This window comes from Desulfobacter sp. UBA2225 (assembly GCF_002348205.1).
Lineage (GTDB): Bacteria > Desulfobacterota > Desulfobacteria > Desulfobacterales > Desulfobacteraceae > Desulfobacter > Desulfobacter postgatei.
The window spans coordinates 1-22342 of sequence record NZ_DDYV01000032.1 but is presented as its reverse complement, the minus strand read 5'-3'; the positions used below and the strand labels follow the sequence as shown (position 1 = coordinate 22342).

The following is a 22342-nucleotide window of genomic DNA, read 5'->3' as shown; positions in this document are numbered from 1 at the left end:
CATGGCCGCCTTTTTAAAAAAATGGAAGAAATACTTTACCTTTGCCGCGCTTTTAAGCTGTTTTGTAAATATTCTTCAATTAACCTTTCCCTTTTACATGTTCACCATATACGGCAATATTGTTGTTTCCTACAGTCTGCTCTCTCTTAAAAATATCACGGTCGGCGCTTTTATGGCCGTAGCGGTGCTCGGGTGTTTTTCATATCTGCGGTCCGGGCTTCTGGCCCTGGCAGGCCAGGACTTAAGCCTGGGACTGAGGGAACAGGTTTATTCAGGTATGGTCAAAGGATCTGTACTGAACGGTAAGAATGCTTACCAGACCGGCTTGAACGATCTTGAAGTGCTGCGCAATTATTTTTCCACGCCGGCCATCTATGCGCTGTTTGACCTTCCCTGGGCCCCTTTTTACCTGGCGCTTATTTATTTTTTTCACCCGGTGCTGGGCATTATTGCGACCTCAGGCGCCCTTATCATGGTCGGGTTGAGCATATTGCAGGAAGTTCTGATCCGGAAAAGCATGAAAATGGCGGGGCAACTGAACATGAAGAGCCACCGGTTTGTGGACTCTTTTATGAGAAATGCCGAAGTAATCAACGGGATGGGGATGATCAGGGATATATCCGACAGGTTTGTTGAGAAAAATAATCGGGTGATGGTCAATCAGACAAAATCAAGCTATTATGCCGGCACCATTCAGTCCATGATCAAGCCCCTGCAGAACATTATCCAGGTCTTGATTTATTGCTTTGGGGCCATTTATGCCATAAAAGAGGGGTTTGATGTCGGGCTTATGGTCGCCGGGTCCATTATCATGGGACGCGGATTCGGGCCTCTGATGCAGTTCATGTCCTCCTGGCGTACGACGGCCACGGCAAAGGAATCCTACCTGCGGTTAAGCAGTTTTTCAAGCATGTTGGACAGAATAGTCCCCGGCATGCCGCTGCCGCCCCCCAAAGGCCATGTCTGTGTTGCCGGTGCCGGTTATCGAATCCCAAGCCGAATGTTGCTCAAAGCAGTCTCCTTTGAGTTGCCGGCCGGGGAGCTTCTCGGGGTTATCGGACCCAACGGGGCCGGTAAAACAACCCTGTGCAGTTTGCTTCTGGGTATTTTGCCCGCCTTTGGCGGCAAGGTCTATCTGGACGGGAAAGATATTTTTTCCTGGGACAAGGCCCAGGTGGGGCCTTACATCGGGTATCTGCCCCAGGAGATTGAGCTGTTCCCGGGAACTGTGGCCCAGAATATCGCAAGGCTTGGTCCCGTGGATATGGATAGGGTTGAACAGGCCATACAAACCTGCGGCATACAGGGTTTGGTGGACAGTTTTCCCCAGGGTCTTTCCACCCAGCTTGAAGGGGACAAGGGGGTCCGGCTCTCCGGAGGACAGAAACAGCTGGTGGGTCTTGCCAGGGCCCTTTATGGAAAACCCAGGCTCCTGGTCCTTGATGAACCCACTTCCAACCTGGACGAACAGGGAGAACAGCTGCTGGTAAACATACTGGCAGGCATGAAAGAGCTCCGAAACTGCACCTGTATCATGGTTTCCCATAAACCCCAGCTGCTGCACGCCATGGACAAGGTGCTGGTCATCAACGCCGGACAGGTTGCCATGTTCGGCCCAAGGGATGCGGTGTTTGCAAAACTGTCCGGGAAGCAGGCTGCCCTATGATTCTTTATCTGCGCTCCTGTTTTAAATATTTTGTGTTTGCAGGGCTTTTTTCCATATTTATCAACACCCTCTATTTGACTTTTTCTTTATACATGCTGGCGGTTTACCGCAATGTCCTGGCCAATCACAGCATGCCCACGCTTTATGCCATAACGGCCATCGCTTTAATAGCCCTTGTGGCTTTAGGGCTGCTTGAGTTCTGCCGGTCCCGCCTGCTGGTCCGGGCCGGGATTCAGCTGGACAAGCTTTTGAGCCGGCGGGTACTCAAGGCAATGCTCAAGGATCTGTGCCGTGCCGACAGCGACCGGTACACCAAGGGACTCAACGACATTAATACCCTGCGCAACTACCTTGGCGGCAATTCCATTTTTGCTTTTTTCGATCTGCCCTGGATATTTATTTATCTGTGGGTGATTTACCTTGTACATCCCCTGCTTGGCCTGACAGCCACAGGCGGTGCGGTTGTGGTTTTTATCATCGGACTGCTGCAGTCGGGCCTGACCCAAAAAGATACGGCCAGGGCCCAAATTTTAAAAAACCAAGGACTGCAGTGGGTCGCAGCCAGTTTCAGGACAGCCCGGGAGCTTGAAAGCATGGGGATGACCGGCAATGCCGCGAGCGGGTATTGCCAAATCAATGACCAGGAGATTCAGATCCACGACAAAACCGGGAATGTCAGGCATATTCTGGGGGCGGTGAGCCAGAGTTTCGGCACTCTCATGCAGGTCATTATATATGGGGTTGGTGCAGCCCTGGTGCTGGCCAACAAGAGTGACCCCGGCGTTATCATTGCTGCTTCAATTATCATGGGCCGGGCCCTGGCGCCGGTGAACCAGGCCATTGCCGCCTGGAAGCAGACCTCCGACGCCAGGATGGCCTATGATAATCTATCCGCGTTGTTAAAAAAGTCCCAACAAAAGCCGGACACCGTCGGTGAAATAACCGGGGCCCTGGATGTGGCGGATGTCAGCCTTTCCATAAACGAAACCCAGGTGCTCAGCCATATTGATTTTGCGTTGAAGCCCGGGGAAATCATGGGGTTGGTCGGGCCCAACGGTGCCGGTAAAACCTCATTGTGCCGGATGATTTTAGGGATGTGGAAACCTGACAGCGGCGTGGTGGAACTGGACGGCAAAAATGTATTTGAGCTGGACAATGATGATATCGGGCAATATTTGGGGTATCTGCCCCAGAATGTGGAGCTGTTTGCCGGCAGTGTAAAAGACAATATCGCCAGAATGGGGAAGGCCGACGGGGAAAAGATACTTCAGGCCGCACAGAGCGCCGGTGCCCATGAGGTCATTTTAACCTTTCCCCAGGGGTATGATACCGATATCGGGGAGGCGGGGCGAAGTCTTTCCGGGGGACAGCGCCAGCGGGTCGGCCTTGCCCGTGCCCTTTACGGCACCCCAAAACTGGTGATTCTGGATGAACCCAATTCCAATCTGGATGAGGCAGGAGAGCAGGCCTTGATCAAGGCATTAAAAAACCTTAAACAAATGGGTGCCACAACAATCATGATTACACATAAGCCAAACCTTTTATATACGGTGGATAAAATCCTGGTCCTCCAGCAAGGACAACAGGTGCGGTTCGGAGACAGGGATGCGGTTGTTGGACAGTTAATGGGAGGCGTGAATGCAACACATAATTAAATCATGGGTAAAATATTTTATAATCGTCGGGATTTTCGGGCTTTGTATGAACCTGATTTATCTTGCCCTGCCCATATATATGATGGTCATCTACGACAAAGTGCTGTTCAGTTTCAGTACGGCCAGTCTTTCTACCCTGGCTGCCGGTATAATGATCAGCTTTGTCATAGTGGCCCTGATCGATTATTTTCGTGCCCGGGTGCTGGGACAGACCGGCAATAACCTGGCCCAGAGAATGATGCCTTATGTCTTTAAAAGCATGCAGGCGGATGCCGCAGGAATTAAGCGTTCAGGGTATACCCGGGGGCTTTTGGATCTTGAGCTGTTGAGGGATGCCTTTGCCAGGGGGCATATTTTAAATTTTCTGGATCTGCCCTGGGTGCTGGTGTATCTGGCGGTCCTTTATCTGATACATCCCCTGCTGGGCTTTGTGAGCATTGGCGGCGTTTTTTTGATTACCCTGTTTCAGCTCCTGCTCAAACGAATTGAAACAAAGCGTTATACCGTGGCCGATGTCACGTTTCATGCCGGAGCCGATTTTGCCGGCAACTGCCTGCGCCATGCCCAGTTGATTTCAGGGATGAGAATGTTTTCCGCCGCCATGGAACAATACAGGACCCGGTATGAAAAGACCCTGGCTGCAAGGTCCGAGGCGGATGCGTTTCAATCTGCCTTTGGCGCGGTTATCCGTCTGCTCCAGATGACGGTGATGACGGCTGTGTTTACCGCCGGGGCGTTTGTGTTTTTTAGCCACGGAATTACCCAGGGGGGTATTTTTGCCGGTGTGATGATTATTGCACGGCTTTTTTATCCCTTTGAACGCAGCCTGCTGAATATGAAAACGGCTGTTGAAGCCGTGGCTGCATATAAGCGGCTCAAGCAATTTGTGAACACCCGGGAATCCAACCCCAAGCTCTCCCTGCCGGCCCCCGAGGGGCGGGTTTCGGCAGAAGCCGTCAGCCTCTCCCTTGATGCCAGGACGGTTTTATATAATATTTCCCTGGCCCTTGAGCCGGGTGAAACCCTTGGTGTTTTCGGGCCCAGTGCATCGGGAAAAACATCTCTGTGCAAGGTGCTGCTCGGCATCTGGCCGCCGTTGACGGGAAAGGTCAGGCTGGATGGGGCGGAACTTTCCCAATGGCCGGAGGAGGAGCTGGGGCAATATCTTGGCTACATGCCCCAGACACCTGAGTTGTTCCCCGGAACTGTGGCGGAAAACATTTCACGGTTTGAGGCGGTGGATTCTGAAAAAATCGTTAAAGCCGCCCAAAAGGCCGGGGTCCATGACATGATTTTAAAGCTTCCCCAGGGGTATGAAACCCGGATTGATCAAACCGGCAAGAACCTTGCCGCAGGTCCCCGGCAACTGATTTCCCTGGCCAGGGCCCTCTACGGTGACCCAAAATTCGTGGTTCTGGATGAACCCCACACCCATTTAGATGACCTGGGGCTCAGGATGGTGCTTGCCGCCCTTAAAAATTTAAAGCAGGAAAATGTGACCACCGTTATGGTCTCGGACCGACCCAATCTGATTGTGAACATGGACAAGCTTCTCATGATCAAGGAGGGGCAGACGGCCATGTACGGACCGGCTAAAGAGGTGTTAAATCAACTTGCCAACAATAAACAGTCCCAGCAGGCGGCAGGAGTATAAAAATGAAAGAAGATCCGGTATTAAATACAAACCCTTCAAAGTATATCATTGCAGGTCTTTTGGTTATTGCCTTTTTTTTCGGCGGCCTTGTGATCTGGTCCGTTTATTTTCCCTTCCAGGGGGCGGTGATCGCCCCGGGCGTGGTCAATGTGTTCGGTGAAAGAAAAGTGGTTCAGCACCTTGAAGGCGGGATCATCAACAAAATTTTTGTAAAAGAGGGGGACGAAGTCGCCCAGGGTGATGTGCTCATTGAGCTGAAAAGCTCCCAGGTCAGTTCCAATGTGAAACTGCTCCAGGGACGGTTGTGGGCCAAGGAAGCCGAAGCGGTCAGACTTCGGGCCGAGGCGGGTATGAAACCGTCAATTTCCTGGCCCAAAGCCTTGGGTGAGTTGAAAGACGACCCGGAAATTGCCCCGATCCTTTCCTCGGAACAGGATATTTTCGTCTCCAGGCGCTCCGATCTGCAGGGAAAAATACAATTGTATCATTCCCAGATCAGTCAGACAAAAAACAGGATTGAAGGGGCTAAAGAAGAGCTGAAAAGTGTGACGGAAATTACCCGGAATCTTGAAGAGGATTTAGCCGGTAAGCGGCCGTTGCTGGCGGAGAAATACATGGGAAAAACCGATATTCTGACGCTTGAAAGAAGCCTTTCCGAGTACCGGGGGCGAAAAGGTAAATTAAAGCAGGATATTGCCCAGTTTACCCAGATGATCGAGGAATATAAACTGCGTATTGCAGATATGGAGAACCAGTATACGGATGCGGCCGTGTCAAGGCTTGGCGAGGTGACCGACATGATTTTTGACCTTAAAGACCAGATTACGCCCATGCTTGATGCCCAGCATCGGCTCGAGGTCCGGGCCCCGGTCAGCGGGGTCGTCCTTAACATACGGGTTCATTCCGAGGACAGCGGTGTGATCCAGCCCGGAATGCCTTTACTGGAAATAGTACCCAAGGATCTGAGTATGGTGATCAAGGCCCAGGTCCGGCCCCAGGATATTATCAGTGTTAAGAAGGGACAGCCGACCAAGGTGCAGCTGGCGGCATTCCAGCGAAAATCCACCCCCCCCATCAGGGGAGAGGTGACCTATGTCTCCCCGGATTTAATGAACCAGCAGACCCCCCATGGGGAAACGTCCTATTATGAAGTCCATGTGCTGGTGGATGAAGAGGATTTAAAGGTTCATAACGCCTATCTGTCGCCCGGCATGCCCGCTGCCTGCTATATCACGACTGAAAGCCGGACAGTGATCAGCTATCTTTTAGATCCGTTGCTTGAAAATGTTGACAAAGCCATGCGTGAATAGATGAGTAGTGAGTATTGAGTTATGAGTAGTGAGAGCAATGCTTATCGTTATAAGCGGTTAGTCGTTTGGCAAAGAGCAATGGCGCTTGTTGTTCGTGTTTATAAAGCAACAGAAAGTTTTCCTAAACATGAACAATATGGTTTGATTTCACAAATGCGGCGTAGCGCTGTTTCCATACCGTCGAATATTGCAGAGGGACATGGTAGAAATTCGGATAAAGAACTGGTTCGTTTTCTTGATATTGCAAAAGGTTCAATATATGAGTTAGATACACAAATTGAAATTTCAAGACAACTAAATTACTTGAAAATACAAGAAGCTATCTGTCTTTCCAATATGTTGGATGAAACAAGCCGAATGTTGTCAGGGCTCAGGAAATCAAAATCTCAATACTCAAGACTCAAGACTGATGAGTAAAATAACCCATATTTTTAAGACCTATTTCCCCGAAACCAACGGGGGGCTTGAAGAGGCCATAAGACAGTACGGCAGCCATGCGGCAAAACACGGGTTTGAGGTTGAGGTGGTCTCTGTGGGGTCCGGCAATTATACGGTGACCTCCCCTGACCATATCACAGCACGGTTTTACCGTAAAACCTTTGACCTGCTGTCCAACCCTTTCAGTATGGGTTTTGCCCGTTCCTTTAAACGGATCTGCAATCATACCGATATCCTGCATTTTCATTTCCCCTGGCCCACGGCAGAGCTTCTGGCCCTTTGCCACCGCATTGAAAAACCTGCCCTGGTCACCTTTCACTGTGATATCCACAAAGCCAAGCTTTTAAAGCGGCTCTACCTGCCCTTTGTGGCCCGGTTTATGGGGAAGATGGATGCCGTCTGTATCTCCAGTAAAAGCCTTTTCAACACCACCCCCTATTTGGCGCAGTTCAAGGATAAAATTCATGAAGTTTCTTATTTTGTGAATAAAAATCGCTTTGCCGGACTTGGGGAGCCGGACCGGGAGGTTGCGGCCTTTGTCGGCAAACACAAAAATTACGCATTGTTTGCCGGGATGCTCAGGTGGTACAAGGGGCTTGATATCCTGCTGGATGCTGCAAAACAGATGACGCACCATGTTGCCATCGTGGGCAAAGGGGATCTTTTTGACCGGCTTAACGCCAGGATCCAAAACGAGAAGATCAGCAACGTTCATCTCATGGGGTTTCAAAGTGACGCCAACCTGAAATTTTTAATTGAGAACTGCGGCCTGGTGGTTCTGCCCTCGACCGCCCCGGCCGAAGCCTTCGGCCAGATCCTTTTGGAGGGGCTCTATTTTTCAAAACCCCTGGTCTCTACCGAACTGGGTACCGGTACAAGTATTGTGAACCGGCACAATCATACCGGCTTTGTGGTCCAGTCCGGGTGCCATCTTTGCCTGGCCCGGGCCATCGATAAAATCCTGACCGATGAACATTGCGCCCAAGGGTTTTCAAAAAATGCCTTTCACCACTACCTGGACAATTTTACCGCCAGGGCCCAGGGGGATAAATATCTTAGGATCTACAAATATCTGCTTTCTCACACAAAGGCACAAAGACACAAAGGGTTATAAAATCAAATAAAATCTTTGTGCCTTTGTGTGAGGTTTTAACTAAAGATTCATAAGAATTGCCGGTGCTTCATCTCCTTCATGGCCAACTTGGGCCAGATATGACCAGAACCTGATTTGTCAACACGATTTTTATATACCCAAAAACAGGGGTGTTAAGAAAAAGGTAAAACATAAAAAAGCACAACCATAGGTTCTCTCAATGGATTTATCTTTTTAATTTAACTGATGTTTCAGACGGGTTGTGTTGTGTGGCATATATTTTGCTTTTTCATTTGCATTATGAGAAAGCATCTTATACACACAATTATTTCGGCAATGGTTTTCTGGGGCGTTTGCGGCCCTGCTGCAGCGCTATCCGCTGAAGACGATCAAGTTTTTCTGGATATGATCAACAAAATCAGAGAAGCTCCTTACGTCTACGCCAGAGATCTGGGGTATACCCACGAAGCTTTGATCAAAATTGGAATTCTGCCTGAAATAAAAAAAAGATTAGCACCCTATACGCTGGATTCGGATTTAACTGCTGCAGCTGCTGAAGAAAGCAAAGAGATGGCCAGTGAAGATATGGCCAGTGAAGAGATCACGGTATCCGACACTCGCCCTGTTTATCGTTTAACCGCATCGACCGGCGGCGTGGTCTCGTTTTTTAATTTTATGTCCCGGGAGACAGCCTTTAAAATCGTCATAAATTATCTTTTCAAAAAAGAACTTGATAACGAGTCGTTTGATCATATTTTGTCCAAAGACTATTCCTCTGCCGGTATTGCCATATCAGCCGGAAAGGTGGGATCGGGAAATGCGTGGTTTGTTGCTATTTGCCTTCGCTCTTCCGAACTGGTATCTCAAATTCAGATGTTGAATCTGATCAACCAGGTCCGGCATAACCCGGATAATATATGGAACTATACGTCGTTGAATCGGGCAGAAGCATATATACTAAACCCGAATATCGTTTATTTGGGTGATCGTGATAACGGATACAAACCTCTTTTCTTTGATGCATCCTTGAGCGCATCTGCCCGGGCGCGTTCTGCTTATGAGCTTAACGGAACCTATCCGCAAGCTTTGTCAGAGGCACAGACGGATTTTGAGAGGGCTGCCTATTATCTTTATGACGGTGAGTTTGCCCAAGAATATGCTGCAAGGATGAAGAAGATTAACGCTTCAACCGAAGAGAATGATCCGTCTGTGAACGAATTCTTTCAATGGCTGATACAGAAAGAACTGGAATCATGGCCCCAGAGTCCTGTTGCTTTTTCAGTCGATTTTCAGGATATCGGATCCAACATGGCTTTTCAGTCAAGTGGGATATCAGGTGAAATATATGATCTCTGGGTACTCTCTTTTGTTGTGGGTAAAAATGGCCGGAATACAATTGGCGATGATAACAGCACCATTAACACTGCGCAAAATCCAAGGATATACGGTGTCCTTTTTGCGGACATTGACAAAGACAATCTTTACGATCCGGGTGAGGAGATTGGTAAGCAAACGGTAACGGCTTGGGTCCATACGGATGGTGTGGAAGGGATGCAAGAAGTTAAACAAGTTGCCACCACCGATAATGCCGGCCATTTTTCCATGGAACTGGAAGCCAATCGGCAATATCTTTTTGTCGCAACAATAGGAGAGGTTTCGGTCCGTCAGGATCTTTTCATCACCTCTGATCAGTTCGTTAAACTGGGTTACACGCCCGCTGTTCCCTAAACTCACCACGAAAATCACGAAGAGCACGAAGAATGGATTTTGATGAGTTGTCTAATCGGGTTATTGGTTGCGCCATTGAGGTTCATCGGGAGCTTGTCGCGGGCTTGCTTGAGTCTACCTATGAATAATGCCTTGCGCATGAATTAAGTAGAGATAACATATCCTTCAAACTGCAACACCCTCTTCCTGTAATTTATAAAAGTGTCCGCATTGATTGTGGATATCGGGTTGATTTGTTGGTAGAAGACAAGCTTATCCTTGAATTGAAAAGCGTTGAACAACTAAACAAAATCCATGCGGCTCAACTGTTGACATATATGAAATTAGCCAATATCAAAACAGGCTTGTTAATTAATTTTAATACCCAAATGTTAAAGCGCAGCATCAAGAGATTCGTCCTATAATTTCTTCGTGCCCTTCGTGTCCTTTGTGGTAAAAAAAATATCTAAACCCTGCGGAAAAAACAGATAACGGACGTCCATTGAACATGGCCGTTATTAAGAATGATATGATGACGGGTTCTGTGGACATCGCCGTTCAGGTGGATCATGATGGGATCAATCAGGTATTCCAGCGGGGGCAGCTGGTAATTCATGGCCTCTACCGGTTTAAGCCGGGGGCTTGCATTGAGAATGTATTTTTCAAACAGCGCCTTTGTGAAAAATTCAGGGTGATCACTGCAGCCCGGGGTAATGATGAATTCCGTGGCAACGGCGACAATGCCGTTTTTTTTTGTCACCCGCGCCATCTCCGTCATGGCCTGCTTTGCCCTGGCGTGCCCGCCAAAGTGTTCAATGGATGACAGGGACCACACAAAATCAAAGTGTTCATCGTTAAATTGAAGATCCGTGCCGTCCATATTTATCAACCTGAGCCTGGATTTTTCATAGGATCGGGGGCAGAACGCATCTGCGTTCTCAAGAACGGCGGCATCGGCCTCGTTTCCGCCTACGGCATTGTTGGTCCAATCGTCATTGCCGTAAAGATCCGTGCCCACCACCTCCCGGATATGGTCGGCCAGATAATATAGCACCGGCTCATGGCCGGCACCCACGCCAAGGGCTTTGGCCGTTTTGTCAATGGCCCCAAGGGTGTGCAGGCCCCAGAGGCACTGGGTCCATTCCCAACCCTTTCGATAGGCATACGCCTTGGTATCACTGAAGCAGTGTTTATCCACGGCGTAGGACTCAAGTTCCCGGTGGATGTTCATCCACGCCGGATTGTCCCATTTGTCCGGATTTGTCAGTTCATTGAGCCTGTCAAGGGATGCGGTCCCCTTTATCTTTTTTAAAATGGAATAAAATTTAGCGAACATGATGAAAAACGTCATCCCCGAAAATATTGGTTCATGATTGCTTTGTTTGTCAATAACAGCAAAGCAGATAAAACTCAAGCCCCGGCCACTTTTGTCAGCAATCCTGGGTTCTCACACAAAGACACCAAGACACAAAGGGTCATAAAACCAAATAAACGCTTTGTGCCTTTGTGTCTTTGTGTGAGTTTTTCAAGTAAGCCGATTATCAGGTATAGGCTAAATTAAACCATATCTGTGTACATATGACCAAAAATTTTAATTTATGCGCAAACGCCATAGGTGAATTTCATTGTTTTTTAAAATTATTAAATTCGGTGGAGGTATACAGGGCAGGGGGGATGGGCATGATACGGGAAATTTGTCTCAGGTGGGATCGAAAAAAGTTGACGATGGTATCTTCTTTGCTTATACTTATACAGTATTATTATTTCGGGCAGTGTTAGTACCACTTTTCCGGTGGCACAATATCACAATATCAATTATTAAATTAGGAGAAAAAGAATGGCAGTAACAAGAGAGCAGGTTGCACAAATATATGTGGCTACATTTAACAGAGCCCCTCTTGACGCGGGTCTTGACTATTGGACAGGAAGTGGCTTTACCATTGAACAGATTGCCACCAGTTTTTTTGATCAGGATGAAGCCAAGGGCATCTATACGGATGGCGGGGAACCCATCCCCAGTGAGGACTTTGTTACCATAATTTTTAACAATCTTTTTGGCCGCGCGCCGGTTGAAGCCGGTCTTGAATACTGGTCCACAGCCCTGGATGAGGGGACTGTTTCCCAGGCTGAAATGATTCTGGCCGTAGCGAACGGCGCAACAGGCGATGATGCTCAGATATTGGCCAATAAGACAGAAGTCGGCCTGTATTATGCTGATATGGGCGGAACAGAAACTGATTGGGATCTTAGCGATATAGACGCGACGGATGCGAGCGTCGAAAAGGCTATAGCTGACATCAATGAAACGTTAAAACAAGAGATTGTTTTAACGGTAAATGCCGACAACCGGACAGGCTCTGACTTCGACGATCTGTTCACTGCCCCGGTCCTTCAGAACGAAACCGGCAGCGGTGAGCTGGCCAATACCCTTGAAACCGGTGACATTCTGGATGGCCGTGCCGGTCAGGATATACTGGCTGCCGACCTGATTGCAACCGGTACGATTCAGGACATCGGCCAGGGCGCTGCTATTGGAGCGACGACCACAGGCATTGAGGAAGTATACCTGACCGCTATTACCCCGCAGGTTGATACCGCCAATAACACCACTTTTATTTCCACAATCGATGCCGGACGTATGGCAGATGTTGAGCAGTGGTGGACCGATGAAAGCCGGTCAGACATCCGTATTGAAGATGTCCGCACCCGTCCGGAAGACACCACTCTGGGCATGCGCCTGACCGACCCTGGCGTGAGTTATGAAGTCTATTTTAATCCCCTGTTCATGGAAGGCGATCTGAATGCTGAATCAGCCCTGACCATCCGGGTGCAGGAAATTACAGACGGACTGGCGCCTGAAACATTTGAACTTGCAAACATCACTGTCCGGGAAATCAATTTTGATTTAAATGGGGAATCCTATAGCCTGGATACCCAAGAGATGCGGGCAGCTGATACCTGGGCAGAACTGGAAACCGCCATTGCCAACGCTTTGGCCGCGGATGCCGACCTTTCCGGACTGACTGTTACCCATACCGGCAACGGTGTGTTTCTCATTGAAGATTCTGCCGGCGGCGTGTTTGCCATTGAAGAGGCTGAAGCCCTTATTTTTGGCGCGGCTGCCGGTATTGACGTACGTAACCGTGTCGATGTCGGCATGATTACCGAAGAAGGCCTGATCAGCTCCACTTTGGTGGTTGATGGTGTAGGCAGCGGCTCCAGGGGCGGGATTGTGAATATTGCCGCCATGTCCGGCTCCCGCGGTGTTGAGAAGCTGGATGTACTGGTTGACCGTGATAGCGGTATCACCTCTTTGTCCTCTGTCAACAGCCCGAATACAGTTGGCAGGTCGTTTGACGATGAAAACCAACTGGAGGAAGTGTATCTATCGCATCTGGATGGCGGCGCTCACGGTAAATTTGAGCTTGGTTTGCGCACATTTGATACCCGGGGTGTTTCTACGACCACTGATGACCGTCTTCAGACCAATGGTCTGACCGATGTCCGGATTTTTGATGCCACTGGTTTTGATGCTGCGTTGAAAGTTGGTGCTTCATTGACGGCCGCTGTGTTTGACAAATACCTGCTGGGTGTTTCAGAACCCGTACAGTTCAGCTACCTGCTGGGTGACGGCGGTTCCAACCTGAGCCTGGCGGTTGATAATGGCGTTGCCGGCGACCCCGACTTTCAGCTGGAAATCATCGGCGGTGTGGAAGCAGACCGAGTTAATTTGGAAGGTCTTGCAGTGAAAGAAAATACTTCCGTTGATGGTGGTTTGGGTGAGAACACTATGGAGATCACTACTTCCACTGGATGGGCCGCGAATCAGGACGGGTATACTATTCCCGCAGGTTTCGCTGCAGCGACCGATTATACAGCAGCGGAAACATCTTTTAGTTCTGTTGAGAATATTGACAAGTTGGTCATTGCAACTCAAACAATTAATGTCGGGAATCAAGCAGGAGCTGCTGCTGCCATCGCTGCCGCTACTCTTCCCGCAATTAACTTTGATGATACCACTCATGATCTTGTCGCTGGTGGGTTGGCTGATATATCTGAAATTGTAATTGCAACAGATGGTGAAATCGCGTTCAATGATACTACTATTGTGGGTGCGCCTGCAGCAACCACCAATATTGGCGCTAATACCCGTCTGGTAAATCTGAATGCCAATGAGCAGACAGTTGTGGTTTCAGGTAAAAACCAGACACTGGGTGCCGGCAATAACGACAACAACCAGAACTTCGGCATTGTTCGTTTCACCGACACAACCGGTGAAGAGCTGAATCTGCAACTTGCCAACACCGCCCGTGTATCCGGCGTGCTGACAGCCGCCGCAGTGACCATCGATAACCAGGTGGGCAATGTCAGTGACGTCCGTACCCTGAATCTGGATTCCGCAGGCGTGCGCAACACCAGAAATGTTGTTACCACATTGAACGGTAACCTGGTGAACACCTTCATGCTGGAAGGCACCCAGAACCTGACCATTACAAATCTGGCATCTGCCTCCAACAGTGTTGACGCGGTAGCCGCTTCCCGTGATGATCTGCTGGTAGACGGCAGCGGGCTGGGTACCTTTGATCCTCAAACAGGGAATCTGGTGAAGGCCGCTGATCTGTACCTGGGTGTGACAGGAGCGGTTATTACAGCTATTGATGCCGCCCTGGGAACCAACCGGACAGTTGAACTGATCGGTACCGAAGGTAATGCAGACATCCTGAATATCCGTGACGGTGTGACCACAACCAATGCAACCGACATCTCAGAATTTGAGACCATTCGTTTTGGTGATGGTGGTGTGGGTGTTGGTGTGTCACCGTCGATTTTTGTGGCAACCAACTTCAATGCAACCAATGTCTCTGATGTTGAACTGTATGACCTGGTTGATTCCACAGCGACCATCAACCTGTTCAACCTGCGGGCCACTGAGAATGTTCAGATCAATGCAGGAACGCTCGATGTGACGGATACATTTGTTGAATCAATTGTTGCCGCTGATGTGACACTGGCAGCAGCCAATAACACTTCCGGCAGTCAGGTGAATGTTGATTTTGTTTCTGATGCCACAACGGCATTGTTTGTACCCACCTTCTGGTCAGTTGGCGGCGCCAACCTCAACGTGCAGGATTTCCAGACCATCAGCATGGACATGGGCGGCACCACAGGAGAGTCCTACAACTACAACTTCAACCTGAACACCCTGGCAAATCCGACTACCGGGAATGTCAATGCCCGGACCCTGGAAATCACCGGCGGTCTGTATGATTTGAACTACCTGAACACTGACAGCCTGACACTGAATGAACTGGATACGGCGTTGACAAAAGTTGATTTCTCCGCTTATAATGGTGATTTTGTTACTCAGGGCTGGGACAGCACCCAGGGCACCAATGCCGAGGTTGTTGTGAATGAGTTCGGGTTTATTTTTGATGTTGGTGGAGACAATACTGTGTTTTCTGTGCCTGCTGGAGCTCTTGTCCCTGCACTCGAAACGCTTGAATTTGATTTTGTAACAGGTGGTTATGCAGGCTTGGCTGCGGGTGATTCTATTGTTATCACCTTTGCTGGTGGAGAATATGTCTTTACCAATGATACTGGCGCTCTTATAACTGCTGCCAATTTGGATAATGCTATTGTAGCGGACGCTGTGAACGCACCGAATGCATTTAATATTGCTGCTGGTGTTGCGCCTGATAGTATACTGATCACGCCAACTATTAATGGTAATATGCCTGATCCTACCGATGCTCCAGGCACGGGTTATATTGAAGAGGTAACAGCTGCCGGCGTAGTGACCGATCTAATTGGTGCAGCTACTGCTACTGTTACCGCATCATTAGATGGTGATCTTAATCCACTTAACGTGACAGGTTTTGATCTTATTACCTCAGCATCTGAATTCCTGACCAAATTTGTCTTTACCGAAGACGTTTATGACCAGGGTGTGGTATGGCAGATCGATAATTTCCAGGCCATTGATGCCGGTGATAACGTAACCATAAGCAACCAGACCCAGCTGGATCTGCGTGCCCTTGATGTGGATTCTTCCACTAAGATTACCATTAGCGCAGGTGATGTTTTTGCAGGTTCTGTGGCTCTTGATGCACAAGCTATCGCTGATTATACTGCTTACGGCAATTATCTTGCAGTTGCTGGCGATGGTATTGTTCAAATCCTAGAGTTGACCGCAGCAGACACGGTTATCACCTCCAACGACGGCCTGGATTTCACGATCATTCTTCAAGGTGTTAATTCCGCTGACCTCCAGAACGAAAACATTGTCGGCATTGCATAGTTTCACTGCCTGATAAGGTGATTGTTCGTTAAACAAAGGCCACCTCTGTAAAGGGGTGGCCTTTTTATTCCCAAGATTTTAGTCGGGATCCGTAACAAAGGAGTGACATGTTTAAACACCCCATTCCCCTGAGTGCAGAGACCCATAGGGATCTGCGCTTCTCACCGGACCAGCCCTTTGATTTTGCCCGTGAGCTGGTTTTCATTCCCCTGGCAGCGGCTGAACTGTTCAAGGCAGCCCGGGAAACGGTTATTGTGTTTCCCATGCAGGGAGGGGTGCCCAAGGCCCTGGTGGGATTTGAAGCAGGATGCAATGTATATATCGATGATGCGGGTCACTGGGTGGGCCGTTATGTACCGGCCCATTTGCGCCGGTACCCCTTTGTTTTGGGCGAAATACCCACCACCCCGGAAGAACGGGAAGAAACCGGGCGGCGCTTCGGGCTCCAGGTTGATGCGGGTGCATCGCATTTGAATAAACCCGACGGCATCCGGCTGTTTGATGGTACTGGACAGCCTACGGATATTCTCAAGAAGATCCGGCAGATCCTCATGGGGCTGCAACATGATTTTGAACGGACACAGGCCATTGTGAATCAGCTGGATACTTTTGATCTGCTGGAGGAACGACAACTAAAAATCAATCCGGATAAAGAAGAATCCAAGATCGTGACCGGGTTTCGCCTGGTTGATCAAAAGGCCTTGGCCGAACTGCCGGCCGACCGGCTGGTACTGCTGCGGGAAACCGGGGCACTGGACATGGTCTATGCCCATATCATGTCATTGACCAACCTGGAAGACGGCTGGCTTGCCCAGCAGGCCGGAAAAGGGCCGGTGCCCGATGTGCCGGATATTGAAAAGCTGTTCGGTGAATCCGGCAGCGATCCCATCCAGTTCAGTTAGCAGACCCTCTTTGGTGGGGGACAGACACCAGCCGGCAGGGAAGATCCCTGAATCGCCGGCTGACATACAAAAATGAGAAAATTAGAAAGGATCGACAAAACCATGACATCACAGAACACATCCCGGACGAACCGGTCAGAACATAAAATCACCATTGACGGGGCGGAATACAAACTATCAGATCTGTCTGACAACGCCAAAAACCAGATCATGAACCTGCGGGTCACTGACCAGGAGATCGCCCGGCTTCAGCAGCTGGTGGCTATTGCCCAGACCGCCCGGACTGCTTATGCAAAGGCCTTGGCCGACGAACTTCCCAAAATAGATGCCGCAGAAGGTTCCCGGCACTGATCTTTTTTAGTTTCAGGGGGGACAGGGGCGCAGCCGTTAAAAATAAAAACCTTGGCCGCACTTTCAGTCCCCAGGGAATTCGGGGGATGGAATTCGGGGAATTCCGGGGACACCATACATAAATGGTCACCCATTAAAGGCCGGGTTTTCGATTCGGGTCGATTCGGGGTCGGGCCATGCTAACCACTTGAAATAAAATTAAATTTGATTTAAAATACCCTCCATATCATGACTATAATCAATTTTTTAGGGTCAAAAACACTGATTTAGAAGGCAAGCTTTGACCAGAGCAAAACGACATTATCTCCCAGGTCAGATTTGGCATATCACCCATCGATGCCATAAACGGGAATTTTTGCTGAAATTTTCAAAAGACCGTCATAGATGGACTCAATGGCTTTTTGAAGCCAAGCTCAGCTTGACAAGAATTGATAATCCAATTAGTTTTAAATTTTGGATAATTTGTTTTTAGGAGTGTTCATGCCACCTATTAGTATTTTTTATGGGATTATTATTCAGATGTTTTGGCAAGAACACCCACCTCCACACTTTCATGCTTTGTATGCTGAGTATGAAGCTTTGATCAATATTCATACTTTGGAGGTTGAGAAAGGTTTTTTACCAAAACGTGCGATGGTTTTGGTTCTTGAATGGGCTATTGAACATCGTGCAGAATTAATGGAGGCATGGAATCAATGTGCGCAAATGCAATCACCGCAAAAAATCGAACCTCTTTCGTAGAGCCACCTATAACTCCATGTATGCCTTGGCGGATACAGCAGTTGAAAGTACTGCCTGATTATCGGCTTTTTGTCCGTTTCCTTGACGGAGTGGAAGGATACGTCAATATGAAACAATTTTTGTTTTCGGATCGTGCAGGTATTTTTTCTAAATTACGTGACCTTGAAACATTTTCCCGTGCAACTCTTGTATATGGTGCCGTCACTTGGCCAGAGGAGCTTGATCTTGCACCTGATGCCATGTATGAGGAGATAAAGGCCTCTGGACAATGGAATCTGGATGGATGATAGGTTTGTGAATTCGGGGGACATGGTGAATTCGGTGAATTGAATTCGGGGGACACCTTACGCAATTTGAATTCCAGGGACCATACTTGCAGGGACCATACTTGGAATTCGGGGGACACCATACCGAATTCCGAATTAGTATGGTGGGGTCAGGCTTGGCTTATTGGTATTATTTGGAAAAGGAGGAGAGGGTTTCAACACCTCTACTTTAAAAAATTGACTCAACTGCCTGTTATGACATCTGTTCTGGTGATGTTCCCGACTGTTATCGATTATTATGACGCAGTTACCAGGTTTCCTTCTGGAGGTGAGGGCTTCGGGCAGGGCAGCCTATTACCAGCGTTAAAATGCTGTGACCATCCCACAGTGCCGGACCTTATTGAGTTCCTGATACTTACAGGAGCCAGGAAAAGTGAGGCTACAAAGGCCAAGTGGAGTTACAAGGATATTGAGGATGGTATCTGGACTGTTTTCCCGTATTTATTCGTCCTGCCTGAAATCATTGATAAATTCACCAGATCGGTGTAGTGTAGTACGGCTGAGGATATTTATGCAAAGGCTTCCCGGACAGGTCTTGCTCTATCAATCCTTGCTTTTCTTTTTGGAGTATTCAACGCTGCCCAAAGGTCACTTCGTCTTTGCATGTTCAGCCAAAAGTCAGGCGTATTTTCGAATACTTTTGCCAGCAATAAAGCAGAGTCAACTGTTATAGTCCGTCTTCCATTGCATATTTCATTTACTGTTTTCCGACTGACACCCATTGCTGTTGCAAGCTGTTCCTGGGTGATTTGCATTTGTGCAAGATATTCTTCTTTAATAATTTCCCCGACACTCACAGGCTGGCGTTTTGTGATTAGCATTTTATACCTCATTTCCTATAGTCATGGTTATCGAGATAAACATCCACGGCTTCCCCTCCAGAATCATTCCAGAAAAAAATAAGCCGCCATTGTTTATTTACTCGTATGCTGCATTTCCCTTTTAAATTACCTGAAAGTTTTTCAAAATGGTTGCTTGGCAGGCTTCGCAGGTCCATGTCGCACGTTGCATCATCAAGTATCTGTATTTTTCTGAACAACTGGTTTCGAATGGAGGCAGGAACCTTTTTATGGTAAATATCGTCTATAAAAAAATCCTGAAGCCAAGAGTCCCTGAATCCTTTTATCATAATTTCACAGTAACTCCTATGGTTACATCTGTCAAGGCTATCTATCATTTATTCCGCTAACAGCTTCAACCTCACGCCAACCCATCCATCCTTGTTTATAAATTCAATCCCAGCCTCTTCCAAAGCCATGGAATTCCGGGGACACCTTACGTAATTGCCGTTCGGTAGAAAGAATGCGATTCGGGGTCGGGCCATGCTAACAACTTGAAATAAAATTAAATTTGATTTAATATCCCCTCCATGTCCTATATAGGAGAATGGGGTCAGAGTAACAATTATTACACCTTGACTCTCCCTATGAAACTGTCTAAAATTTGTCCCATGAACAATGAAAACACCAGCAGCATGAACGATGTGAGCAATCCCCATGACAAGCTCTTCCGAGAGACATGGAGCAACCTTGAAAATGCCAGGAGTTTTCTGCACCACTACCTGCCGCACCATGTATTGCGCTTGATGGATCTTGACACCCTTGAAATCAGCAAGGACAGCTTTGTGGAAAAGGAGCTGTCGGATTACTATTCAGATATGCTTTACAAGGTGATGTTGTCGGGAAAGCCCGGTTTTGTCCATGTACTGTTTGAGCATAAGAGCTATTATGATAAGCATGTCCATCTCCAGATCCTGGAATACATGGTGAAAATATGGCGCCTTTTTATAAAGCAGAAGAAGAAAAAAGAAGCTCTGCCCATTGTGATCCCGCTTTTGATCTGCCATGGAAAGAGGTCCTGGCCTGAAGATAAAGTCCGGTTATCTTCGGTTTTGTCAGGTCCTGTGGATGAGCTGTCAGGCTATATCCCTGATTTTGGCTTTCACCTCCATGATCTGACCCGTTTCACAGATAAAGATATAAAAGGAACGGTTATGGCAAGGGTGGTGCTGTTGCTTTTCAAGCATGTGTTTGACCCGGATTTGCAGAAAAAATTGCCGGCCATATTGTCGCTCATGAAGAGCTTGATGGAAAAGGAGACCGGGCTTCAATATCTTGAAACAGTGTTGCGGTATCTGTTTAATACAATGGATGACATATCCGCTGAAGCAATCAGGGAAGTTGCCGAGCAGGCGCTTTCCGCAAAGGAAGGAGAGTATATCATGACACTTGCCGAAAGACTTCGTAAAGAAGGGGAAATAAGAGGGGAAATCAGAGGTAAACTTGAAGGCAAGCTTGAAGGCAAGCTTGAAGGGTTGACGGATGCCATTGAACTGGGGATGATCCTTAAATTCCCGGATCGGGTTGACCAAGTAATGGCAGAGGTAAAAAAAATCAAGGATCTTGATACCCTCATAAAAATTAAGGAAGCCATTAAAACGGCAAAGGATGTTTCTGAAATCTTATAGGGGGAGATGGAAATTCTGGAAATTTGAAATTCTGAAAATTCTGCGTACATCATGCTAAAAATAGGGGGACAGACCAGATTTTATTATCATCAAAGTCGATGGCAAATCGGGTAAAGAATCGGAAGTATGGGCTGTTTTCTTTTTTGGGTGGTTGTTAATCAATGCCCTGATGGTTATAATCATTTCATCGCGATTGATGTGAAAAAGGATACCAGTTATCGCGGGTTGAAGTAAAAAAAAAGGGGGGGCATGAAATCAAATCTATTGAACTGTGTGATGATTGTATTCATATTTCTCCATCTGTTTTTACCGATGTCATTATGGGCCGTCGAGATAGCGCCCCGGATATCGGATCGTGAGATCATCGAAAAGCTTGTTGTTCTGGAAGAGGGTCAGAAAGCGCTCAGAACTGAAATGAAATCGGGCCAGGAAGCACTTAGGGCTGAAATGAAATTGGGCCAGGAAGCACTTAATAAAAGACTGGATGATTTAAACAAAAGACAGGATGATTCAAATAATACGATGCTTGTTCTTTTTGGATCTCTCATCACGTTGATTGTGGCACTTTTTGGTTATATTGCCTGGGATCGTCGTACCATGGTGAAGCCGGTGATTGAACAGGTCAATCGGCTGGAACGTAAAGTTCTGGATTATTTGGATTTGGAACACTCGGATGGTTCACTTTTAAGAAGGCAGCTTGAGGCATTGAGACAATATGCCGCAAAGAATCCTGAATTTGCTGAAATATTGCGGGGGTTGGCGCTGCTTTAGGGGAGATGTAGATTGGGGTACTTTAATTTGGGGGACACCTTATGTAATTGCCGTTCGGTGGGGTACATTAGGAATTCCGGAGACACCTATACTTAAATATTGATTGTAATCAAGTCTTTGGCTATGATAAGTCTTCAATCATTGTATTTATGGTTTGTGCAAGTTCACGGATATGTGTTTTGCAAACGTTAAATATTACATCGGCATCAGTTTGGAAGTAATGGTGACTGATGATATCACGCATGCCCTTGGCGTTTTTCCAGTTAACCTGTGGGTATTTAGCCAACAACTTGTTATTGGTATTTTTATCAAGATTTTTTAATGCTTCCCCAATTGCAATGAGCAGCATACATATGCTGTCAAGTTTTTCCATGCCAGCAGAAGAATCTGTAAAATAATTGACTTCTTTTACAGGTTCAAAACGTTGTAAAATGGTTTGTGCAGCCTTATAAATCTGCTTCATTATTTCTAAAACAAGCTCCTTGTCATACATAAAAGGCTTCCTTGTCTATTCTCTTTTTAAGAAGTGCATTCATGTCATTTCTATACCTTATAATATCAACCTTACGATGTAACTGCTCCTCGAGTTCCTGTTTGATTCCAATAAGATGAAACAGATCTGCTTTCCCGAGTTCAACAACAATATCAATATCACTTTTTTCGTTCATTTCATTCCGTGCCGCCGAACCAAAAATGCCGATTTTAAGGATGCTGTATTGTTTTTGATTTTTGTTTTTGAATCGTCGCAGGTAAGTGAGGATTTCTTCTTGTTTAATCATGATTCCTCCAGTCCTCCAGGCAAAGCCGGGTCCATTGTTAACAATAGATTTTACCAAAGATTTAATATATTGCAATGGCTATTCGCCATAAGGGCAGGGCAATGGAAATGCCGGGGGAAATCGGGAATTCGGGGGACAAGGGAATTCCAAGGGAATTCGGGGTAGAGTAGAGCACTGATTCGGC

The 22342-nt window shown here is 47.5% G+C and carries 20 protein-coding genes and 1 pseudogene; 16 read left to right on the top strand and 5 right to left on the bottom strand.

Going from position 1 to position 22342, the window contains the following annotated elements:
- The first annotated feature begins 1 nt into the window (after position 1).
- The 8 genes and pseudogenes from B3D59_RS01560 to B3D59_RS01525 all read left to right on the top strand — a co-directional run bounded on the left by B3D59_RS01560 (position 2) and on the right by B3D59_RS01525 (position 9948).
- Positions 2-1666: a type I secretion system permease/ATPase gene (locus tag B3D59_RS01560; RefSeq protein ID WP_286817319.1), complete on the top strand. Its 1665-nt coding sequence runs from the start codon at positions 2-4 to the stop codon at positions 1664-1666.
- On the top strand, positions 1663-3321 hold the full coding sequence (locus tag B3D59_RS01555) for a type I secretion system permease/ATPase (RefSeq protein WP_286817318.1): 1659 nt from the start codon (positions 1663-1665) through the stop codon (positions 3319-3321). The genes B3D59_RS01560 and B3D59_RS01555 overlap by 4 nt, the downstream gene beginning before the upstream one ends.
- On the top strand, positions 3305-4975 hold the full coding sequence (locus tag B3D59_RS01550) for a type I secretion system permease/ATPase (protein WP_286817317.1): 1671 nt from the start codon (positions 3305-3307) through the stop codon (positions 4973-4975). Before B3D59_RS01555 ends, B3D59_RS01550 begins: the two co-directional genes overlap by 17 nt.
- A gap of 2 nt (positions 4976-4977) precedes the next feature.
- Positions 4978-6285: an HlyD family type I secretion periplasmic adaptor subunit gene (locus tag B3D59_RS01545; protein ID WP_286817316.1), complete on the top strand. Its 1308-nt coding sequence runs from the start codon at positions 4978-4980 to the stop codon at positions 6283-6285.
- 21 nt (positions 6286-6306) lie between these two features.
- Positions 6307-6702: a four helix bundle protein gene (locus B3D59_RS01540; RefSeq protein WP_286817315.1), complete on the top strand. Its 396-nt coding sequence runs from the start codon at positions 6307-6309 to the stop codon at positions 6700-6702.
- Positions 6695-7837 (top strand): glycosyltransferase, encoded by a 1143-nt coding sequence (locus B3D59_RS01535; protein ID WP_286817314.1) that lies wholly within the window; start codon positions 6695-6697, stop codon positions 7835-7837. Before B3D59_RS01540 ends, B3D59_RS01535 begins: the two co-directional genes overlap by 8 nt.
- A 279-nt stretch (positions 7838-8116) precedes the next feature.
- The gene (locus tag B3D59_RS01530) at positions 8117-9544 is read left to right on the top strand and encodes a CAP domain-containing protein (RefSeq protein WP_286817313.1); all 1428 of its coding nucleotides are present in this window, start codon (positions 8117-8119) and stop codon (positions 9542-9544) included.
- A gap of 32 nt (positions 9545-9576) precedes the next feature.
- Positions 9577-9948, top strand: a pseudogene (locus B3D59_RS01525) (GxxExxY protein).
- A 41-nt stretch (positions 9949-9989) separates the two neighbouring features.
- Here B3D59_RS01525 and B3D59_RS01520 read toward each other — a convergent pair.
- The gene (locus tag B3D59_RS01520) at positions 9990-10859 is read right to left on the bottom strand and encodes a class I SAM-dependent methyltransferase (protein WP_286817312.1); all 870 of its coding nucleotides are present in this window, start codon (positions 10857-10859) and stop codon (positions 9990-9992) included.
- A 501-nt stretch (positions 10860-11360) separates the two neighbouring features.
- On the opposite strand from B3D59_RS01520, the gene B3D59_RS01515 reads away from it, so the two are divergent.
- From B3D59_RS01515 to B3D59_RS01490, 6 genes are all read left to right on the top strand, one after another.
- Complete coding sequence (locus B3D59_RS01515; protein ID WP_286817311.1) at positions 11361-15821, top strand: DUF4214 domain-containing protein; 4461 nt, start codon at positions 11361-11363, stop codon at positions 15819-15821.
- A 107-nt stretch (positions 15822-15928) separates the two neighbouring features.
- The gene (locus B3D59_RS01510; protein WP_286817310.1) at positions 15929-16723 is read left to right on the top strand and encodes a SapC family protein; all 795 of its coding nucleotides are present in this window, start codon (positions 15929-15931) and stop codon (positions 16721-16723) included.
- 102 nt (positions 16724-16825) lie between these two features.
- Positions 16826-17074, top strand: coding sequence for a DUF6447 family protein (locus tag B3D59_RS01505; protein ID WP_286817309.1), 249 nt, complete (start codon positions 16826-16828; stop codon positions 17072-17074).
- A gap of 480 nt (positions 17075-17554) precedes the next feature.
- Positions 17555-17815 (top strand): DUF4160 domain-containing protein, encoded by a 261-nt coding sequence (locus B3D59_RS01500; protein WP_286817308.1) that lies wholly within the window; start codon positions 17555-17557, stop codon positions 17813-17815.
- Between the two features lie 41 nt (positions 17816-17856).
- Positions 17857-18102, top strand: coding sequence for a DUF2442 domain-containing protein (locus tag B3D59_RS01495; protein WP_286817307.1), 246 nt, complete (start codon positions 17857-17859; stop codon positions 18100-18102).
- Between the two features lie 234 nt (positions 18103-18336).
- A complete protein-coding gene (locus B3D59_RS01490; RefSeq protein ID WP_286817306.1) occupies positions 18337-18630 on the top strand; it encodes a hypothetical protein in 294 nt (97 codons plus the stop codon).
- Positions 18631-18650: 20 nt separating this feature from the next.
- Here the strand turns inward: B3D59_RS01490 and B3D59_RS01485 are convergent, their stop codons facing one another.
- Both B3D59_RS01485 and B3D59_RS01480 read right to left on the bottom strand, forming a co-directional pair.
- Positions 18651-18962 (bottom strand): HigA family addiction module antitoxin, encoded by a 312-nt coding sequence (locus B3D59_RS01485; RefSeq protein WP_286817305.1) that lies wholly within the window; start codon positions 18960-18962, stop codon positions 18651-18653.
- 8 nt (positions 18963-18970) lie between these two features.
- A complete protein-coding gene (locus B3D59_RS01480; RefSeq protein WP_286817304.1) occupies positions 18971-19270 on the bottom strand; it encodes a type II toxin-antitoxin system RelE/ParE family toxin in 300 nt (99 codons plus the stop codon).
- A 297-nt stretch (positions 19271-19567) separates the two neighbouring features.
- On the opposite strand from B3D59_RS01480, the gene B3D59_RS01475 reads away from it, so the two are divergent.
- Positions 19568-20608 carry an Rpn family recombination-promoting nuclease/putative transposase gene (locus B3D59_RS01475; protein WP_286817303.1) on the top strand — a complete coding sequence of 347 codons (1041 nt, stop codon included), beginning with the start codon at positions 19568-19570 and terminating at the stop codon, positions 20606-20608.
- A 249-nt stretch (positions 20609-20857) separates the two neighbouring features.
- Entirely contained in the window at positions 20858-21379 is a 522-nt protein-coding gene (locus B3D59_RS01470) for a hypothetical protein (RefSeq protein ID WP_286817302.1), read from the top strand.
- Positions 21380-21500: 121 nt separating this feature from the next.
- On the opposite strand, the gene B3D59_RS01465 is transcribed toward B3D59_RS01470, so the two are convergent.
- Together B3D59_RS01465 and B3D59_RS01460 are read right to left on the bottom strand one after the other, a co-directional pair.
- Positions 21501-21872, bottom strand: a complete 372-nt coding sequence (locus B3D59_RS01465) for a DUF86 domain-containing protein (RefSeq protein ID WP_286817301.1) — start codon at positions 21870-21872, stop codon at positions 21501-21503.
- Positions 21865-22158 carry a nucleotidyltransferase family protein gene (locus tag B3D59_RS01460; RefSeq protein WP_286817300.1) on the bottom strand — a complete coding sequence of 98 codons (294 nt, stop codon included), beginning with the start codon at positions 22156-22158 and terminating at the stop codon, positions 21865-21867. The genes B3D59_RS01465 and B3D59_RS01460 overlap by 8 nt, the downstream gene beginning before the upstream one ends.
- Positions 22159-22342 lie beyond the last annotated feature (184 nt).

Excerpts from the sequence above, each read along its gene's own strand:
- B3D59_RS01560 (WP_286817319.1), top strand. The coding sequence starts at position 2 with ATGGCCGCCTTTTTAAAAAAATGGAAGAAATACTTTACCTTTGCCGCG.
- B3D59_RS01555 (WP_286817318.1), top strand. The coding sequence starts at position 1,663 with ATGATTCTTTATCTGCGCTCCTGTTTTAAATATTTTGTGTTTGCAGGG.
- B3D59_RS01550 (WP_286817317.1), top strand. The coding sequence starts at position 3,305 with ATGCAACACATAATTAAATCATGGGTAAAATATTTTATAATCGTCGGG.
- B3D59_RS01545 (WP_286817316.1), top strand. The coding sequence starts at position 4,978 with ATGAAAGAAGATCCGGTATTAAATACAAACCCTTCAAAGTATATCATT.
- B3D59_RS01540 (WP_286817315.1), top strand. The coding sequence starts at position 6,307 with ATGAGTAGTGAGAGCAATGCTTATCGTTATAAGCGGTTAGTCGTTTGG.
- B3D59_RS01535 (WP_286817314.1), top strand. The coding sequence starts at position 6,695 with ATGAGTAAAATAACCCATATTTTTAAGACCTATTTCCCCGAAACCAAC.
- B3D59_RS01530 (WP_286817313.1), top strand. The coding sequence starts at position 8,117 with ATGAGAAAGCATCTTATACACACAATTATTTCGGCAATGGTTTTCTGG.
- B3D59_RS01520 (WP_286817312.1), bottom strand. The coding sequence starts at position 10,859 with ATGTTCGCTAAATTTTATTCCATTTTAAAAAAGATAAAGGGGACCGCA.
- B3D59_RS01515 (WP_286817311.1), top strand. The coding sequence starts at position 11,361 with ATGGCAGTAACAAGAGAGCAGGTTGCACAAATATATGTGGCTACATTT.
- B3D59_RS01510 (WP_286817310.1), top strand. The coding sequence starts at position 15,929 with ATGTTTAAACACCCCATTCCCCTGAGTGCAGAGACCCATAGGGATCTG.
- B3D59_RS01505 (WP_286817309.1), top strand. The coding sequence starts at position 16,826 with ATGACATCACAGAACACATCCCGGACGAACCGGTCAGAACATAAAATC.
- B3D59_RS01500 (WP_286817308.1), top strand. The coding sequence starts at position 17,555 with ATGCCACCTATTAGTATTTTTTATGGGATTATTATTCAGATGTTTTGG.
- B3D59_RS01490 (WP_286817306.1), top strand. The coding sequence starts at position 18,337 with ATGACATCTGTTCTGGTGATGTTCCCGACTGTTATCGATTATTATGAC.
- B3D59_RS01485 (WP_286817305.1), bottom strand. The coding sequence starts at position 18,962 with ATGCTAATCACAAAACGCCAGCCTGTGAGTGTCGGGGAAATTATTAAA.
- B3D59_RS01480 (WP_286817304.1), bottom strand. The coding sequence starts at position 19,270 with ATGATAAAAGGATTCAGGGACTCTTGGCTTCAGGATTTTTTTATAGAC.
- B3D59_RS01475 (WP_286817303.1), top strand. The coding sequence starts at position 19,568 with ATGAAACTGTCTAAAATTTGTCCCATGAACAATGAAAACACCAGCAGC.
- B3D59_RS01470 (WP_286817302.1), top strand. The coding sequence starts at position 20,858 with ATGAAATCAAATCTATTGAACTGTGTGATGATTGTATTCATATTTCTC.
- B3D59_RS01465 (WP_286817301.1), bottom strand. The coding sequence starts at position 21,872 with ATGTATGACAAGGAGCTTGTTTTAGAAATAATGAAGCAGATTTATAAG.
- B3D59_RS01460 (WP_286817300.1), bottom strand. The coding sequence starts at position 22,158 with ATGATTAAACAAGAAGAAATCCTCACTTACCTGCGACGATTCAAAAAC.